This is a genomic window from Aeromonas sp. 82P (genome assembly GCF_051919365.1).
In the GTDB taxonomy this organism is placed as follows: Bacteria; Pseudomonadota; Gammaproteobacteria; order Enterobacterales; family Aeromonadaceae; genus Aeromonas; species Aeromonas veronii.
In genome coordinates, this window is the sequence record NZ_JBQBEV010000001.1 from 3889360 (window position 1) to 3905449 (window position 16090).

Here is a 16090-nt window from a genome sequence, read left to right on the forward strand (position 1 = left end):
CGATGCGGCTTGCTTATCTCTCTGTGGCACTGCTCGCCCTGCTTGGCGGTTGCAGCAGCGGGCCAGCGGCCCCCACGCTGGAGTCCGGCACCATGCTGGTTCGCCCGATGGGCAACTGGACCTATGGTGCAACCCCGCGCTACGCCCTGGCCGAACAGTATCAATTTGCCGGTGAGTTGGCTGAAGGGTGGCTGGAGCCGATGCAGCAGGCGGTAAGCCGGGAGCTCAATGGCAAGGGGTGGCAGAGTGCACCGCTTGACGAGGCGGATCTGTGGGTCGCCATCGGCGTCGCGGGCGGCAAGGATATGAGTGACGGCGAGATTTTCGCCCGCCTTGGCATGACACCCGGGGTATATGCCTCGGCCAACCAACGCAAAGGGTCGCTGGCCATCGTGCTGCTCGATCGTAAAACCCAGAAAGCAGTCTGGAGCAGCATCATCCAGCTGACCAGCGACGTAAGCATTGCAGATAGCCAGCGCCAGGCACTCAGCCAGCAGCTCGCGGCCGAGCTGCTCAATCGCGTCCCCACCAACTAGCGCTTGTTTAGTGATAATGGATAGATAGAAAAACGGCTTGCCTCCCGGCAAGCCGTTTTTTGTGGTCTCAACCTCTTGACCCAATCCGGCCTAGGCCAGACCCGGACACAAAGCCGCACACCTTCAGCTATCTGTGGTCACCTATTTAAGTGTACAGGTCAGCAGCGTGACTCCTTTCTGGGTGAGGAGAGCCTGTTTGTCCTGATTCCAGAAGGTGGTCAGTCCGTCAGAATATTTGGCGCCAGATTCAGACTCAACGCGCGCCAGCTTGTGGTAAACCCCGGCATAGGGGAACTGCACCATGTCAGCCTGGGCATCATAGGTAACGGCCAGCATCTCTTCGCCACACTGGTATTGGCTGTATTGATACTGGGTAGGTTGCGGGCTGCTGCACGCCGCCAGGCCCAAAAGGGGAAGCAGAGCGATCAATTTTTTCATTGCACTTTCCTTATGTGATGGCTTTATGTCATGGCCTTGTGCAGTGGCCTTACGTAACGGCCTTATGCCAGGGTACCAACGAAACTATCGTTATCAAGCTTCAACAATTTGATAACTATGGGTAATTTGTACCGCTTTTTCCAACATCAGGGAAACAGAACAGTATTTTTCCATCGACAGCTCGACCGCTCTGGCCACCTGTTTCTCTGCCAATCCCTTGCCTGTCACCACGAAGTGCAGATTAATCTTTTCGAAAACCCGGGGCACGCTATCGACCCGTTCGCCACTGACATCGACATGGCATGCGGTCACCGACTGGCGCGCTTTTTCGAGGATGGAAACCACATCAATGGAGCTGCAGCCACCGACCGCCAGCAGGATCATCTCCATCGGGCTGGCCCCCTCACCGGGGTTGGCACCATCCAGGATCACCTTGTGACCGGATTCACTCTCACCCACAAACTTCATCCCTTCCACCCAGCTGACCTTGGCTTTCATCTCGCACTCTCTCCTGTTAATCATGATGATGGATCCCTAGCATAACCCAGTCGCTTATCTCTGCCGAACAGGGGGAGTTGGGATGGAAATAGATCAAAATCAACATCTCCGACCTCTATCTTCCCTAGAATGGCCGAAGCGGCGCAGCAGGCATTACTCAAAGGGCTCTGTCAAAAGCCCGCAAAGCCTTGTCAGCACAGGCAAAGGCTCTTATCCTACTGCGACCAATACAAGGAATGGCAAGATTGGCAGCTTGCCCGGACGCACAAGTCCATAAAAAGACACTACAGAGGAATTCTCATGGTCATTGGCAAACCGCAAAGCGATCCCACCCTGGAATGGTTCTTGTCGCACTGCCACATTCATAAGTATCCCGCCAAGAGCACCCTGATCCATGCGGGTGAAAAAGCGGAGACCCTCTACTACATCGTCAAGGGCACTGTGGCCGTCTTGATCAAGGACGATGAGGGCAAAGAGATGATCCTCTCTTATCTGAACCAGGGTGATTTCCTGGGCGAGATGGGGATGTTCGAGGAGAACGAGAACCCCGAGCGCTCCGCCTGGGTTCGCGCCAAAGGCTCTTGCGAAGTGGCAGAGATATCCTACAAGAAGTTCCGCCAGCTGATCCAGGTCAACCCGGACATTCTGATGCGTCTCTCTGGCCAGATGGCCAAGCGCCTGCAACACACCAGCCAGAAAGTGGGTAACCTCGCCTTCCTGGATGTGACCGGCCGGATCGCCCAGACCCTGCTCAACCTGGCCAAACAGCCGGATGCCATGACCCACCCGGATGGCATGCAGATCAAGATCACCCGTCAGGAGATCGGCCAGATCGTCGGCTGCTCTCGTGAAACCGTGGGCCGCATCCTGAAGATGCTGGAAGAGCAGGAGCTCATCTCTGCTCACGGCAAGACCATTGTGGTATTTGGCACTCGCTGATGACCCGTCCGCAGGCCTGACTGAGGCCTTGGGATAAAAAAGGCTGCTACGGCAGCCTTTTTTGATCCTCTCCCCTATAATCCCGAACGCCCTTCACTGTTCCGGCATTCGCCCAGAGAGTTACTATGCACCTTCAATGTCCCCGTTGCCGCAGTCCGCTCCATCTTCATGAAGCCTCCCAGGGACGCTATTGCGACAACAAGCATCACTTCGATCCGGCACCGGAAGGTTATCTGGATCTCATCCCCGGCAAGAAAAACCCCAAAGACAGCGACAGCCGTGCCCTGATGCGCGCCAAGCACCATTTCCTGGAAGCCGGCCACCAACTGCCGCTGGTTGAGGCCATGGCCGCTCTACTCGCTCCGCTGGCCTCACAAGAGCTGGTCCATCTTGGGTGCGGTGAAGGCTACTACTGCCGCGCGCTGGCAGAGCGCCTGCCCGGCTGGCAGTTTGCTGGGGTTGATATCGCTAAGAACACCATCTTTGCCGCCAAAAAAGCACAGCCGGACGGCCAGTTTGTCATTGCCGATCCCGCTCGCGCGCCGTTGCAACCGGGCTCGGTGCAGGTGCTGCTGGTCAACGATCTCAAGGTCAAGACCGAGCAGCTGGTCAGCTGGCTGGCCCCCGGTGGCTATCTGCTCTATCTGCAGCCAGGCCCGCGCCATCAGTGGCAATTGCGGGTCAGCCTCAACACGGTGAGCATGGAACACCCCCTCAGCTGGCCAACCCTCGGTGGCCTCAATCCGGTGGCTCAACAGCGCTGCCAGTTCAGCCTCACCATGGATCAGGCCATGCGCAGCTTTATTCTGGAGACCAGCCGTCTTGGCTGGCGGGCAACCGGTGAGCAGCGTCACGCTTTCGCTCAACAGGGCCCGAATGAACTGGAACAGGATCTGCTGCTGACCCTGTGGCAAAAGCCCATCTGATCACTGGGGGGAGCCTTGTAAGGCTCCTCCCGTTTTTTCCCCGCCCCCATTCTCCCCTGCGTGATCTAGCTCACAACTTGAGCCATCGACCTTGTTGCTCAGAACAGTCTTGATGTCAAAAAAGTCACTAGAAAATAATTCATTGAATTTAATCTCTTTTTATCTTGTCAAAAACCGTCACACCCAGTCTTGATAACGACCTCGTCACCTCAATTAAACAACGATGGATTCAGGCCCAGTCAAGGTTGGGACGCCTACCGTGTGGCTATCGGACCCATATGAAGAAGTCTGCACTGACTATTGCCATCTCCAGCCTGCTGCTGGCAAGCGGCGCCCATGCCGCTACCGTTTACAACCAGAACGATACCAAGCTGGAAATCGGCGGCCGTGCACAAGGTGCTTACTACGGTACTGACGACAACGGTTCCGAAGGTGACCAGAGCTACTTCCGTCTGCACGTTGCTGGCGAGACCAAGATTGCTCCCGAGATGAAGGCGTTCGGCTTTGCCGAGTACAACCTGCCGACTTCCGGTTCTGACAACGACGAGCTGCGTTATGCCTATGCCGGCATCAAGCACGACCGTTTCGGCGCATTCAGCTATGGTCGTCAGGATGGCCTCTTCACCAAGGCCGTCAACAACTATACCGACGTTCTGCCTGAGTGGGGCGGTGACGGCCTGGGCAAAGATACTGAAGTATTCGGTACCGGCCGTACCAACGGTCTGGCCCAGTACATCTATAACTACCAGGGTCTGACTCTGGGTGCCCAGTTCACTGGTAACAATGATCCGCAGAATGCAGATCGTTCCAACTTCAAAGATGTAAATGGCCAAACTACTTGGAACAAGAAAGGTTCCAAAGAAGGCTTCGCAGTATCTGCCAACTACGATTTCGATATGGGCCTGAGCCTGGGTGCTGCCTATAACCAGGCTGGCAAAACCGACGAGCAAGCTCGCTATGCCGCCTTCGGTGGCGACAAGGATGCCAAGCTGATGGGCTTTGGTGCCAAGTACGCTGTAGGTGACCTCTACCTGGCTGCAACCTACTCCCACGGTGAAGACCACCTGTTCGTCAACAACGGCTACGCCGAGAAGATGGATGGCTACGAAGCCGTTGCCCAGTACACCATCGGCAAGTTCAAGCCTTCTCTGGCCTACCTGCGCACTGACGTGAAAGACTCCGCTCGCGGTATCGATGATACCTACACCGAGTACGTATCTATCGGTGCCTGGTACAACTTCACCGACAACTTCAACGCCTACGTTGATTACAAGCTGAACCTGCTGGACTCCGTAGATGGCAAGTCCACCAACTCTCTGGGCAAGAACACCGACGACGTAGTCGCGGTTGCCCTGCAGTACAACTTCTAAGTAATTGGAAGTCAGTTATACCCTGTGATACCAATGTCTACTGTTTGAATTACTTCCGGCCGCTCTGCGGCCGGTTTTTTATTGCGCCTTTTCAGCACCTTGCATATAACTATCGAGCGGATTGCTGGCAATATCCGCGCCGTTGACAGGGAGTGACAAGGAGATATTCACGGATGAGACAAGCGCGCGGTAACATAGACTGGCAACGCGGGTGGCTGTTGTTGCCACTGCTGTTGATATCGCTCATCTGGAGCAGCACGGCAGATGCCAGCTGGGATCAGAGCCTCTATCGTCAATTGGGTCTGTCAGGCAAGCTGGATAAACAGACCTTTCGTCAGGCACTCAACAGTTATCAAACTGTGCGCCACAAACGCAAACCCATTCTCACCATCATCGATTACAGCAAGCCATCCACCCAGCGCAGACTGTTTGTCATCGATATGAAACGCCACAAGCTGCTTTATCACACCTGGGTCAGCCATGGCCGCAACTCAGGTGAACTGGCCGCAAAACACTTTTCCAACCAGCTCAACTCCCGCCAAAGTTCCCTCGGCGTCTATCGCACCGCAGAAACCTATCTGGGCAAGCATGGCTACTCCCTGCGGCTGGACGGACTCAGCCCCGGCAAGAACAGCAATGCCCGCAAGCGTGCCATCGTAGTACATGGCGCCGCCTATGCCAGCCCGACCCATCTGCGCAAATATGACAAGCTGGGCCGCAGCTGGGGTTGCCCCGCCCTGCCCAAAGAGCAGGCCAGAGCCATCATAGATACCATCAAGGGGGGGAGTGTCATCTACGCTCACGGCTAGCGGGCACAACACAAGAAAACGCAAGGCCAGCAATCGCTGGCCTTGTTTGTTACGCTTTTCACACTAAACGTGGCGCGTTATTGGCGCACCACCAGTACCGGACAGGGTGCATGACGCACCACAGACTCTGCGACACTGCCTACCAGCAGATGGCTGATACCGGAGCGGCCGTGGCTGCCCATCACGATCAGCTCAACCTCATCCTCCTTGGCCTGAATGACAATTTCATCGGCGGCGCGGCCAAAGCGAATATCAAAGGTGGCCGGGATCGGCAGGGTGGCAACCAGCTCTTTGAGCTGGGTTCTGGCCTGACGCTCCATCTCGTGGGTTATCTCGATGGCCGTCATATGCAGGATCTTGTAGCTGTCGAAACCGTGCAGTTGATCAACCACGTGGATCAGCTTGAGCTGGGCCTGATGGCTCTGTGCCATAAAAACGGCATAGTCGAGTACCGTGCGAGACATTTGGGAAAAATCGACTGGACAGAGCAGAGTCTTGATCGATGGCATAATGCAGTCTCCTCTACTGATTGGGGTGCTATTGAATCTTTACTCGATCATAACGATCCGACCGCAAATAACCCTCGACCCTGTCGCAAAATGGAGATGCGGAATGTTTTCTCCGCCCGCCGCGATCAATGCATGGTATAAATCAGGTGATACGTGCTCTCCTCACCCCTGCGAGGATAATGCTGACCATGCTGCGCATCGGTTGTTTGCTGCTTTGCTCTCTGTGTGCGATCGCCCACGCTCGCACAGCTGATATTCACGTCTATTGCGATGGCTGGCCCGGTTTCTGCCAACCGGATGGCCGCGGTATCTATCTCGATCTGGTGCGAACCATCTACCAACCCCACGGCTATCAGATCGTGCCCCATATCGTGCCTTACAAACGCGCCGTTGCCATGGTAGCCAGGCAAGAGGGGGATATGGCGATGAGTGTCTATCGGGACGAGCTCAAGGGAGTCAAACAGTCCCATCAGCCAGCCTCCGCAGATGATGTGACCGTCTTCATGCTCAAGCAGTGGCAGCCACAATGGCGGGGAGAACGCAGTCTGGAGGGAGAGACCGTGCTCTGGCGGCGAGGATGGGTGCTGGATAAATATCTTCCGATCACCATGCAGTGGCACGAGATCGACAGTCATGAGATAGCCCTGCAGCTGATTGGCAAGGGGCGCTATCGCTATTACCTGACCGCTGGCGTGCTCCATTCTACCGATGAGACCCCGGCTAATATGTACCGCACCATTTTGCGCTGGATCCCGACTTACCCCATTTTTGCCGATACCAAGCAGGGCGACCGGCTACTGCAGTTGTGGGATCAAGAGATGGTGAATCTGATCCGTCGCGGCACGCTGGCCGAGATATATCGCCGTTATCACCTCTATGACTACTACCGCGACTTTCTCGAGGAGCAGGCGGTCAAGGCCGGCGAAAACTGATCCCACCATAGGGGAAAGAGAAGGATGCCGCAGCCCCATCAACAGCAGCCACTGCCAGCAACCAGCCCATAAGCAACACCTTGTCCATTGCGGTTTGAGTCACCGTAGCCACGCCACAACTCAGGGCTGCCGGTATCCCTTCGCCAAGCGGTCATAGAGGATCACATTGACCGAGGCGGCCAGATTCATGCAGCCCTGGGTCGGCACATAAACCACATCTTTCACCGCGCCATAGAGGGCGGGATCGAGCGTGCCATCCTCCGGCCCGAAGATATAAAAAGCGCGCTCCGGATGGACATAGTCGGGGAGCGGCGTAGCGCCGTCGATCAGATCGACCACCACGGGAACACACCCTTCCGGCATGAATTGCAGCAGGTCATCAACCCCGAGCAACGGGATCTTCTCCACCATCTGCTTGGTATCAGTGGCAAAGCGGCGCGCCAGCTCGAAGCGGTTGCCGGTGTAGTAGACCTCATCCACCCCGTAACAACCCGCAGCCCGCATCACTGAGCCGACATTTTCCGGAGACTTGGGATTGACCAACCCCACGCAGCAGAATGCACTCTTTTCCATCATCTCTCCTTATCTTGCGGCGGCCATTATAAGCCGTTGCAGGGCCACCGACCCGTTAAAAGTCCCCTCCCCGGCTAGACCGCTTGCCAACCCAGCTTTGAGTGTCGATTTTTTGTGCGCAAGCCAACAAATTTTGCACAAGCCGATAGCCAGCAAACGTTTCCCGGCAATAATGGACAAACGTTTGCAAATGGATGTTTGTCTATGACTGAGCGTGAACAAGAGATCCTCGCCCTGCTGCGTCAGGATCCCATGATTGCCCAGCAGGAGCTGGCCGATCGCCTCGGCATCAGCCGCTCCGCGCTGGCCAGCCACATCTCCAGCCTGATCCGGCAGGGATATGTGCAAGGCAGAGGTTATGTACTGCGAGAGGGCCCCTACGTAGTGGTGATCGGCGGTGCCAATATGGATATTTGCGGTACCAGCTATGACAACCTGTTGCTCGGCGACTCCAACCCGGGCAAAGTGCGCACCTCGGCCGGTGGTGTTGGCCGCAATATCGCCGAGAATCTGGCGCGGCTCGGCAGTGATACCCGGCTGCTGACCGCAGTCGGCAACGACCAGTATGGCCACCATCTATTGGAAGTGAGCCAGCGGGCTGGCGTCGATGTGCGCCAGACTCTGGTGCTCGATGGCCACGCCACCTCCTGTTATCTCAGCCTGCATGATGGCAGCGGCGAAATGAGCTGCGCCATCAATGACATGGCCATCATAGAGCAGCTCACCCCTGCCCGCCTGACCCCCCTCGCAGGCTTTCTCGGCGGTGCCCGGCTTTGGGTGCTCGACACCAATCTGGCCATCCATACCCTCGACTGGCTGTTCGAGCGGCAGGGAGAGCACGCCATCTTTGTCGATACCGTTTCGGTGGCCAAGGTGGAGAAGATCCGCCCCTGGCTCAGCAAGATCCACACCCTCAAACCCAATCGAAGCGAAGCCGAGCAGCTGTGCGGCATGACCATCGCCGGGCCCGAAACCTGGCCCATGGTGGCCGCCTGGTTCCACCGCGCCGGGGTCAAGCGACTGTTCCTCAGTCTGGGTGAACAGGGGATCTTCTACAGCGATGGCGAGCAGCAGGGCCACCTGCCGGTGCTGGGCAGTCCGGTGCTCAACGTCACCGGCGGCGGGGATGCCTTTATGGCTGGCCTCGCCCACGCCTGGCTGCAACAGCTCGATATTGCCCAAACCACCCGCTTTGCCCTGGGCTGCGCCGCCCTCACCGTCAATTGTTCCGATACCGTTTTTTCCGGTCTGAGCAAGACCGCCGTTGACCGCATACTGGAGGAGTACTCATGCTGAACGCTTACCTCGATATCCAACCGGAAGTGGCTGCCGCACTGGCCGCTGGCAAACCGGTGGTCGCCCTCGAATCCACCATCATCTCCCACGGCATGCCCTATCCGCAGAACGTGGAGACGGCCCGTCAGGTGGAGCAGGTGGTGCGCGATAACGGTGCCATTCCGGCCACCATCGCCATCCTCGACGGCCGCCTCAAGGTGGGTCTTGATGCCGGTGCGCTGGAAGCGCTGGGCCGGGCAGGCCACAGCGTGACCAAGTGCAGCCGCCGCGACATTCCGTTCGTACTGGCGCGCAAGGGGATGGGAGCCACCACGGTCGCCTCCACCATGATCATCGCCGCCATGGCGGGGATCCGGGTCTTTGCCACCGGTGGCATTGGCGGGGTACATCGCGGCGCGCAGGAGACCTTCGATATCTCGGCCGATCTGCAGGAGCTGGCGCAAACGCCGGTGGCCGTAGTCTGTGCCGGGGCCAAATCAATTCTCGATATCGGGCTGACTCTGGAGTATCTGGAGACGCAAGGGGTGCCGGTGATCGGCTATCAGACCGAAGAGTTGCCCGCCTTCTACACCCGCGAGAGCGGCTTCAAGGTTGATTATCGACTGGAGAGTCCGGCTGCCATCGCCGAGGCGCTGCGCCTCAAGTGGGAGCTGGGACTGGCGGGCGGCGCCGTGGTGGCCAACCCCATCCCGACCGCACACGCCATGCCGAAAGCCGATATCGACGCAGCCATTGCCCGGGCGCTCCATGAAGCGGACGAGCAGGGGATCAAGGGCAAGGCGTCTACCCCCTTCCTGCTGGCACGCGTCTGCGAGCTGACTGGCGGCAACTCGCTGGCGGCCAACATCCAGCTGGTACTGAACAACGCGGCACTTGGCGCCCGGATCGCCGCCAGCCTCTGAGCGCACACCGATACCTCGCCATGTAAAAGAGGGCCTCGCGGCCCTCTTTGTTGTTTTTGCTATCTACTGCGCTATTGCAACGCTGTGTTATTGCAGCACCACGCGCCCATTGAGGGGCTGCACCGGCCGGTTGTTGGGGTGGTGCATCACCGCCTTGAAGGCGTCGATCTGGGCCTGACTGACCTCGACCGGCTGCTTCATCACCAGCCAGCGCACTCCTTCCGAGCAGGGAGGCGTAGTAAGGGAACCGCTGAAGCGATAGTAGTCACGACTCTCGGGCAGCAGTTGCTCCGCAGCGAGCGGCGCCTTGAGGGCCTGGGTCTCCCCCACCTTGGCCGGTAATGCACTCCAGGCAGCCGCCAGCACCGGATTGGCCTTGCCAGCCTCGAACATCACCGCCACCAAGGCGATCTCTCCCTTGTCACTGACGTGTACCAGATGCCCTTCCAGCGGATAGGATTTGCCCTCGATGAGGTTCTCACTCGGGGCGTGGAAGTGGAACTGCTTGAGTTCAAACGTGGTGCCATCGAGTTGCAAGGTGCTACCCGGGGCATAACCGACCTGCACGGTATGACCGTTGTTGACCACTGTATTGCCACCCGCCTGATAGTGGAGTACCAGCGGGGCCAGTTTAGCCTCGACCAATCCGCTCAGGTCAACCGGCGACTGATTGCTGCCCGCACACTGACCAAACTCCGGGGTCAGCTTGGCCCAGTGGGCAGGTCCCGCCTCACCGCTATATTCCCAATGGGAGGTCGCAGCAAACACGACAGGGCACAGCAACAGGGAGCAGACCAACAGAAACTTTCTCATCATACATCCTTATCTTGATTGAAAAGCACGACCATCGCCTCCCCCGGATTGCGGGGCATGCAGAGATGGCATATCTGATACGCGGGATACAGAACATCAGAGCGACTTTCTAATGGTAACGAGCACGGGTTGGTCAATCGGTTTGACCGCGGCTCAATACAGAGTCGTTTGGCAAGTATATGGTGAGGGATCGACAGAGACAGTGAAAGAGGGGGAAATTAATCAGCCTGCTATCCACTCATCGTCTGGCGGATACGGGTCAAGGTTCAGGGTGTCACGCTTTCATAACAACCATCCATCACAACCATCGCGGGAGTCCGGGCCCCCGCGATGGTTGCCGATAACGGCAATTAACGGTCGCGATTCAACGCGATCAGACGATCAAGAATCGCCTCACCATCGGCACGCAAACCGTTGTGTTCATACTCATTGGTGATCCAGGCGCGACTGTTGCCAAGACCACGCAGAGTTTCGCGACTGTAGTCAAACTCCACATACATATCCTCGGCATAAACGGCGCATGCTACCGGCACCTTGTTGCGGGCCAGCTGGGCCGGGTCATAGAGCGCCCCCCAGTCCGCCTTGTTGGCCAGCAGATGGGCCGCCTCTTTCAGGGGCAGCAACTCGCGGAACTGCTCGAACATCCAGGGGTAAACCATCTCGCCGGTGAAGGCGAAATCCTTGCCAGGCGCCCAGTTCACCGCAGGAAACTCCCCTCTGACCCGCTCCGCCGCCCAGCGAGTCGCCTCCCCTTCGGCGTAGATAGCCTCGTGCAGGATGGCAAACAGCGGGTTGGTATTGAATGGCTGCATGCTCTGCACCTGATAGAGAAAGGCCGGGCTCAGCTTGTCACCGATAAAGGCCTCTTCCAGCAGGTAATAAAGCTCCTCGAAAGCCCCCGTAGCACCGAGATCCAGCCCTTGCTGCTGGAACTGCTCCACCGTCAGGCGCTGGCCGTTGGGCAGTCGCACATCATGCTGGTGCAGATGGTTGGCCAGCCGGCTGGCAATCCCCCGAGCATGGGGGAAGCGGGCGAAGAAGGCTCGGTTCTTGTCAGCCACCCTCTGGTAGGTGGCGCGGTAAACCTCCTCGGCACTGCGGCCAATCGGCGCAATGCCGCCGGTGATATAGACCTCCCGCAGGCTATCGGGGAAAAGCGAGAGATAGGTCAGGCAGCAAAAACCGCCAAAACTTTGCCCCAGCAGGCTCCAGCGATGCTTGGGACTAAGCTCCTGCCGGATGAACTCGGCATCTTGCACTATGCTGTCGGCGCGAAAATGGCCGAGATACTCCGCCTGCTCGGCTGGGGTCATTTTGGCCAGACTATGCCCGTGAATGGGGCTCGACATCCCGGTGCCACGCTGATCCAGCAGCAGCACTCTGAACTCCTGCAACGCCCGCTTGAGCCAGCCACTGTTGGCCGTCGGACGCGGCGCGCCGAAACCGGGACCGCCCTGCAAAAAGAGCAGCCAGGGTAACTTCTCATCGAGCTTGTCTTTACGACAGAGGGTGCGGGCAAACAGGGTAATGCTGTCGCCATCCGGCTCATCATGATCGAGGGGAACAGTAAAAAAGTGCGGCTCGCAATGAATGCTATCCAGTACATAGCTCAAGGGGCTGTTCATCTGGGATCTCTCCGTCAGGATGGGAACATCATTGACCCCATCATATCCCCGCCCGGCCACAGGGTCACTCCAGTTTTCCAAAATGTTAACAATGGCTTAAAGGCCGAAACATCACCAGACAAGCCGCTCTTCAACGGTGCTGAATTAATTGTTTTGCGGGGGAGATTGACGCCATGGCGCCATTCAACAAAGATGGCTCGCCTGCACAGGAGTGCAGCCATTCAGGCCGACAAAAGTGGATAAGGGAATGTGATAAAACCGAAGTGGATCAGGGCCAGAAAAAGAGAGAAGAAGCCATGCCCTGGCAGCATGTTGCAGACCGGAATGCTGCTGTTCAGTGCCACCTGTGGCGCAACGCTCTTTTTGGCAGCATGCAACAGCAACTAGAAATGAAAAAGCCCGCTCGATTGAGCGGGCTTTTCGAATTTGGCTCCTCCTACTGGACTTGAACCAGTGACATACGGATTAACAGTCCGCCGTTCTACCGACTGAACTAAGGAGGAATTATGGTGCCCAGAGACGGAATCGAACCGCCGACACGGGGATTTTCAATCCCCTGCTCTACCGACTGAGCTATCTGGGCAACGGCGCGCATTAAACCCTTTCCAGCGCAGAGTGTCAACCATGATGGCACGATAAAAAGCGCGTTCGCTCAACAACCGAACGAAGCGGCCATTTATTATCCATTTCAGTCCTGTTTGCCGTACTTGCTGGCCTCTGAACACCCTGCAGGCTGCGCCAATATGATGGAAACTCGAGGTTCAGTGGGTCCGCCGCATTGAGCCGAATCCACTCTGCGAGTATGCTTTGCCGCAATGATACCGCCTGGAGGCAACATGAGTCTGAATATGCAAGAGTGGCGTGATGAGACCACCGAGATCGTCAACGAACTGCTGGCCGATGGCAGTAATCCCGATGCGGATTACGACATCGAGCACCACTTCGCCTGCCAGGATTTCGACCGTCTGGAAAAAGCAGCGGTTGACCTGTTCAAGGCCGGTTTTGAAGTGACCGATGCCGAAGAGATGGAACTGGATGACGGCGCCACCATCTTCTGCTTCGATGCCACCATCGAGTGCAAACTGAATGTCGAAGCGATCGTCGCCGATATCGCCAAGATGCTGCCCATCCTGGAAAAATATGGGGTGGATTACGATGGTTGGGGCACCTACTTCCAGGATTGATCCTGCCTCCATCGTAAAACAACAAGGCCGCCTTGCGGTGGCCTTGTTGTTTCTGACGATCTCTCACGCCAGATAGCTGGCAGCAAACTCCGCCGGCGGCAGGGGGCGACTGAACAGATAGCCCTGTAACCGATCACACCCCGCCTCGGTCAGCCACAACTGCTGCTCGGGTGTCTCTACCCCTTCGGCAGTGATGCGGATCCCGAGCTCATGGCCCAACCCGATGACTGAACGCACGATAGCGGTGGTCGCGCTATTGCTGGCCAGCCCCTGAGTGAAGCTGCGATCCAGCTTGAGGGTCGCCACCTGCAAACGCGGCAGATAGGCCAGCGAACAGTAACCGGTACCAAAGTCGTCGATGGCCAGCTGAAAACCGGCGGCGATCAGGTTGTCGAGGTTGGTCTCAATCTCGTCTGCATTCTCCATCAGTACCCCTTCGGTGATCTCCAGCTCCAGCTGACTGGCCTTGAGACCATGGCGAGCGATGCAGGCAGAGACCCGCTCACAGAGCGCCGGATCACGGAACTGCAGCGGCGAGAGGTTGATGGATAGCACCATATCCGGCTGCGCAGTTTGCCACTGCGCCAGCTGGGCACAGCCCTGCTCCAGCATCAACTGACCCAGTTGACCGATGATCCCCATCTCTTCCGCCAACGGAATGAATTCGTCGGGGGAGATCATCCCAAGCTCGGGATGGGGCCAGCGACAGAGCAGCTCGGCGCCGTGCAGTCGGTGGGTGCGGGTACAGATAATGGGCTGATAGACGGCAACCAGCTGGGCGGACTTGATGGCGAGTGGCAACTGGGCGGCGATCAGCTGACGCCGCTTGAGCCGGGCATGCAGCTCGGGATCAAACAGGGTGCAGTACTGCTGCTGCCGTTTTCCCTGCGCCAGCGCAGCCTCGGCATGACTGAGCAACCGTTCGGCATCGCTTGCCCGCCCCTGGGCCAGCCCCAGAAACACCGGGATCTGGATGCGGTGATCTTCCACCTGATAGTGCTCCATCAACTGCTGCTGCAGATGCTGGCTCCACCCCTGCAATGGCTCGTTGAAGTCGGGCAACAACAGGCTGAAGTCATCGGCAGCGACCCGACAGAGCAGGGAACGCGGCGGTACCAGCTGCTGCAACCGCTTGGCCACCTGGCTCAGCAAGCGGTCGGCAATCCGGATCCCGAAGCGATCGTTGATCTCACGAAAATGGTGCAGATCGACCAGCACCAATGTGGCACAGCGTCCCCCAAGATGGCGGCTGGTCTGCAAGAACCGGGAGAGTTTGAGCAGTCCGGTCAGACTGTCGTAGTGCTGCTCCTGCTGCAACTGCGCCTGAGTGGTGCGCAGGCCGGTGATGTCACGCCCCAGCGTCAGGATCCCGAGAGAGTGACCATCACCATCGGGGACATCGACCCGGGTGATCTCCATGTGTCGCCCCTGCCCGCTGGCATCCAGCAGACAACACTCGCCATGACCCATCCCCTGCGGCGCCGCCAACCGGAACGGCAGCTGCTGACCCAGCACCTCATCGGCCCCATGGCCGATAAAGTCGAGAAACGCCTGATTGCACTCCAGCAACACCCCGTTGTGATCATCGAAACGGATCAGGTCAGGAATGGCATCGAGCAGAAAACGCTGCAACAACTGCTGCTTTTTGACCGTCTGTTCAAGACTTTTGCGCTGGGCAATCTCGTTAACCACGCCGAACACTGCGCAAGCTTCCCCCTGCGGGGTGTAAAGAGGCACCTTGTGCACCTCCATCCAGCAGGTATTCCCGCCCCGGTTGCAATGAAGCTGCTGATACAGCATCGGCACGCCTCCGGCAAGCAGCTGCTCATCCTCACTGCGAAAGAGATCGCCCCATGGCATATCTGCATCTGTCTTGCCGACTACCTCGGCAGGCGACTCCAGCTTGGCTTCACGGGCGAACTCACGATTGGCGAACAGGTAACGCCCATGACTATCTCGACAGAAGATACTCATTGGCAATTGGTCGATGATCTGCTGCAGCAGATCCGGGGTGAGCATGTTGGTCACAGGGGTGCTTATGGAGGAATTTCGAGCAAATCTATGATAGCAAACCAATTTTGTAAAGCACCCCGATCACCTCCCCATAACATCGAACGCTGGATGGTTGCTGACAGAGATTGTCGCTCCGGCGATAATAGGCGCCGGTTGGCCAATGGCCTGGTGATATGGACGAGAGAAACAAGATGAAAAAGATTATGGGGAGCGCATTGGCGCTGCTGCTGGTTGGTTGTGCTGGTGACAATAACGGCGGTGAGGAGTATCGCTACAACCCGCCAATTGCCAAGGCAACCAACAACACTCAGGAAATGGCGATCCCGGTGGATCTGGTGTGGGCTCGTGCCGAGAAGTGGTTCACCGATCACGGCCTCACCATCGAAAACAGCCAGCGTGGCTCCGGCCTGATGACCGCCAACGTCAATCAGTCAGCCGACGGGCTGGAGTGGCTGGACTGCGGCACCATGGGCTCCAAAGTTGCACTGGGCAACCCGAACCTGCAGATCAACCTGATCATCACCCAGAGCGGTAACAGCAGCGTGGCCACCGTCAACGTCAAGGGCAACACCGAGCTGTTCTTCGTTGAATCCTCAGGCGAGCGCGTACCGGCCCCGTCCATCAAGCCGGTCTGCGTCTCCCGCGGCACCCTGGAGCAGAGCCTGTTCGCCACCCTCGGCAACTGATTTCGCTTCCCTGCAAAAATAAAAAAAGCGGCAGATTGCTC

General features: G+C 57.7%; 18 protein-coding genes and 2 tRNA genes. 11 read left to right on the top strand and 9 right to left on the bottom strand.

Going from position 1 to position 16090, the window contains the following annotated elements; all coding sequences use genetic code 11:
• Positions 1-2 precede the first annotated feature (2 nt).
• Positions 3-536, top strand: coding sequence for a DUF4136 domain-containing protein (locus ACTG2S_RS17730; protein ID WP_005335300.1), 534 nt, complete (start codon positions 3-5; stop codon positions 534-536).
• Positions 537-677: 141 nt separating this feature from the next.
• Here ACTG2S_RS17730 and ACTG2S_RS17735 read toward each other — a convergent pair whose 3' ends face one another.
• Positions 678-974, bottom strand: coding sequence for an MliC family protein (locus tag ACTG2S_RS17735; protein WP_064340755.1), 297 nt, complete (start codon positions 972-974; stop codon positions 678-680).
• Positions 975-1067: 93 nt separating this feature from the next.
• Positions 1068-1472 carry an OsmC family protein gene (locus ACTG2S_RS17740; protein WP_019446908.1) on the bottom strand — a complete coding sequence of 135 codons (405 nt, stop codon included), beginning with the start codon at positions 1470-1472 and terminating at the stop codon, positions 1068-1070.
• A gap of 300 nt (positions 1473-1772) precedes the next feature.
• On the opposite strand from ACTG2S_RS17740, the gene crp reads away from it, so the two are divergent.
• From crp to ACTG2S_RS17760, 4 genes are all read left to right on the top strand, one after another.
• Entirely contained in the window at positions 1773-2411 is a 639-nt protein-coding gene (gene crp, locus ACTG2S_RS17745; protein WP_005335304.1) for a cAMP-activated global transcriptional regulator CRP, read from the top strand.
• Positions 2412-2536: 125 nt separating this feature from the next.
• Positions 2537-3337 (top strand): putative RNA methyltransferase, encoded by an 801-nt coding sequence (locus ACTG2S_RS17750; protein ID WP_439983029.1) that lies wholly within the window; start codon positions 2537-2539, stop codon positions 3335-3337.
• A 278-nt stretch (positions 3338-3615) separates the two neighbouring features.
• Positions 3616-4707, top strand: coding sequence for a porin (locus tag ACTG2S_RS17755; RefSeq protein WP_439983031.1), 1092 nt, complete (start codon positions 3616-3618; stop codon positions 4705-4707).
• A gap of 173 nt (positions 4708-4880) precedes the next feature.
• Positions 4881-5516 (top strand): murein L,D-transpeptidase catalytic domain family protein, encoded by a 636-nt coding sequence (locus tag ACTG2S_RS17760; protein WP_439983032.1) that lies wholly within the window; start codon positions 4881-4883, stop codon positions 5514-5516.
• Between the two features lie 77 nt (positions 5517-5593).
• Here ACTG2S_RS17760 and ACTG2S_RS17765 read toward each other — a convergent pair whose 3' ends face one another.
• Positions 5594-6025, bottom strand: a complete 432-nt coding sequence (locus ACTG2S_RS17765) for a universal stress protein (RefSeq protein WP_323937016.1) — start codon at positions 6023-6025, stop codon at positions 5594-5596.
• Positions 6026-6213: 188 nt separating this feature from the next.
• Here ACTG2S_RS17765 and ACTG2S_RS17770 point away from each other — a divergent pair, with 188 nt between their 5' ends.
• Positions 6214-6957, top strand: coding sequence for a substrate-binding periplasmic protein (locus tag ACTG2S_RS17770; protein ID WP_335838423.1), 744 nt, complete (start codon positions 6214-6216; stop codon positions 6955-6957).
• Positions 6958-7077: 120 nt separating this feature from the next.
• On the opposite strand, the gene ACTG2S_RS17775 is transcribed toward ACTG2S_RS17770, so the two are convergent.
• Positions 7078-7530, bottom strand: a complete 453-nt coding sequence (locus ACTG2S_RS17775; RefSeq protein WP_439983034.1) for an RNA methyltransferase — start codon at positions 7528-7530, stop codon at positions 7078-7080.
• 204 nt (positions 7531-7734) lie between these two features.
• Between ACTG2S_RS17775 and ACTG2S_RS17780 the strand changes: the two genes are divergently transcribed.
• Together ACTG2S_RS17780 and ACTG2S_RS17785 are read left to right on the top strand one after the other, a co-directional pair.
• Positions 7735-8826, top strand: a complete 1092-nt coding sequence (locus ACTG2S_RS17780; protein WP_335838418.1) for a PfkB family carbohydrate kinase — start codon at positions 7735-7737, stop codon at positions 8824-8826.
• A complete protein-coding gene (locus ACTG2S_RS17785) occupies positions 8820-9728 on the top strand; it encodes a pseudouridine-5'-phosphate glycosidase (RefSeq protein ID WP_204477660.1) in 909 nt (302 codons plus the stop codon). Before ACTG2S_RS17780 ends, ACTG2S_RS17785 begins: the two co-directional genes overlap by 7 nt.
• An 87-nt stretch (positions 9729-9815) precedes the next feature.
• Here ACTG2S_RS17785 and ACTG2S_RS17790 read toward each other — a convergent pair whose 3' ends face one another.
• Both ACTG2S_RS17790 and ACTG2S_RS17795 read right to left on the bottom strand, forming a co-directional pair.
• Positions 9816-10541, bottom strand: coding sequence for a carbonic anhydrase (locus ACTG2S_RS17790; RefSeq protein WP_103250410.1), 726 nt, complete (start codon positions 10539-10541; stop codon positions 9816-9818).
• Between the two features lie 350 nt (positions 10542-10891).
• Entirely contained in the window at positions 10892-12166 is a 1275-nt protein-coding gene (locus tag ACTG2S_RS17795; RefSeq protein WP_103250411.1) for an alpha/beta hydrolase, read from the bottom strand.
• A 173-nt stretch (positions 12167-12339) separates the two neighbouring features.
• On the opposite strand from ACTG2S_RS17795, the gene ACTG2S_RS17800 reads away from it, so the two are divergent.
• Entirely contained in the window at positions 12340-12615 is a 276-nt protein-coding gene (locus tag ACTG2S_RS17800) for a hypothetical protein (RefSeq protein WP_180993655.1), read from the top strand.
• Here the strand turns inward: ACTG2S_RS17800 and ACTG2S_RS17805 are convergent.
• Together ACTG2S_RS17805 and ACTG2S_RS17810 are read right to left on the bottom strand one after the other, a co-directional pair.
• Positions 12594-12669, bottom strand: a tRNA-Asn gene (locus ACTG2S_RS17805). The two genes, ACTG2S_RS17800 and ACTG2S_RS17805, sit on opposite strands and share 22 nt — an antisense overlap.
• Positions 12670-12673: 4 nt before the next feature.
• Positions 12674-12749 (bottom strand) — tRNA-Phe (locus tag ACTG2S_RS17810).
• A gap of 265 nt (positions 12750-13014) precedes the next feature.
• Between ACTG2S_RS17810 and rraB the strand changes: the two genes are divergently transcribed.
• Positions 13015-13350, top strand: a complete 336-nt coding sequence (rraB, locus tag ACTG2S_RS17815; protein WP_026034893.1) for a ribonuclease E inhibitor RraB — start codon at positions 13015-13017, stop codon at positions 13348-13350.
• Between the two features lie 63 nt (positions 13351-13413).
• Here rraB and ACTG2S_RS17820 read toward each other — a convergent pair whose 3' ends face one another.
• Complete coding sequence (locus tag ACTG2S_RS17820) at positions 13414-15369, bottom strand: sensor domain-containing protein (protein ID WP_429151223.1); 1956 nt, start codon at positions 15367-15369, stop codon at positions 13414-13416.
• 185 nt (positions 15370-15554) lie between these two features.
• On the opposite strand from ACTG2S_RS17820, the gene ACTG2S_RS17825 reads away from it, so the two are divergent.
• A complete protein-coding gene (locus ACTG2S_RS17825) occupies positions 15555-16049 on the top strand; it encodes a hypothetical protein (protein ID WP_005335330.1) in 495 nt (164 codons plus the stop codon).
• Positions 16050-16090 lie beyond the last annotated feature (41 nt).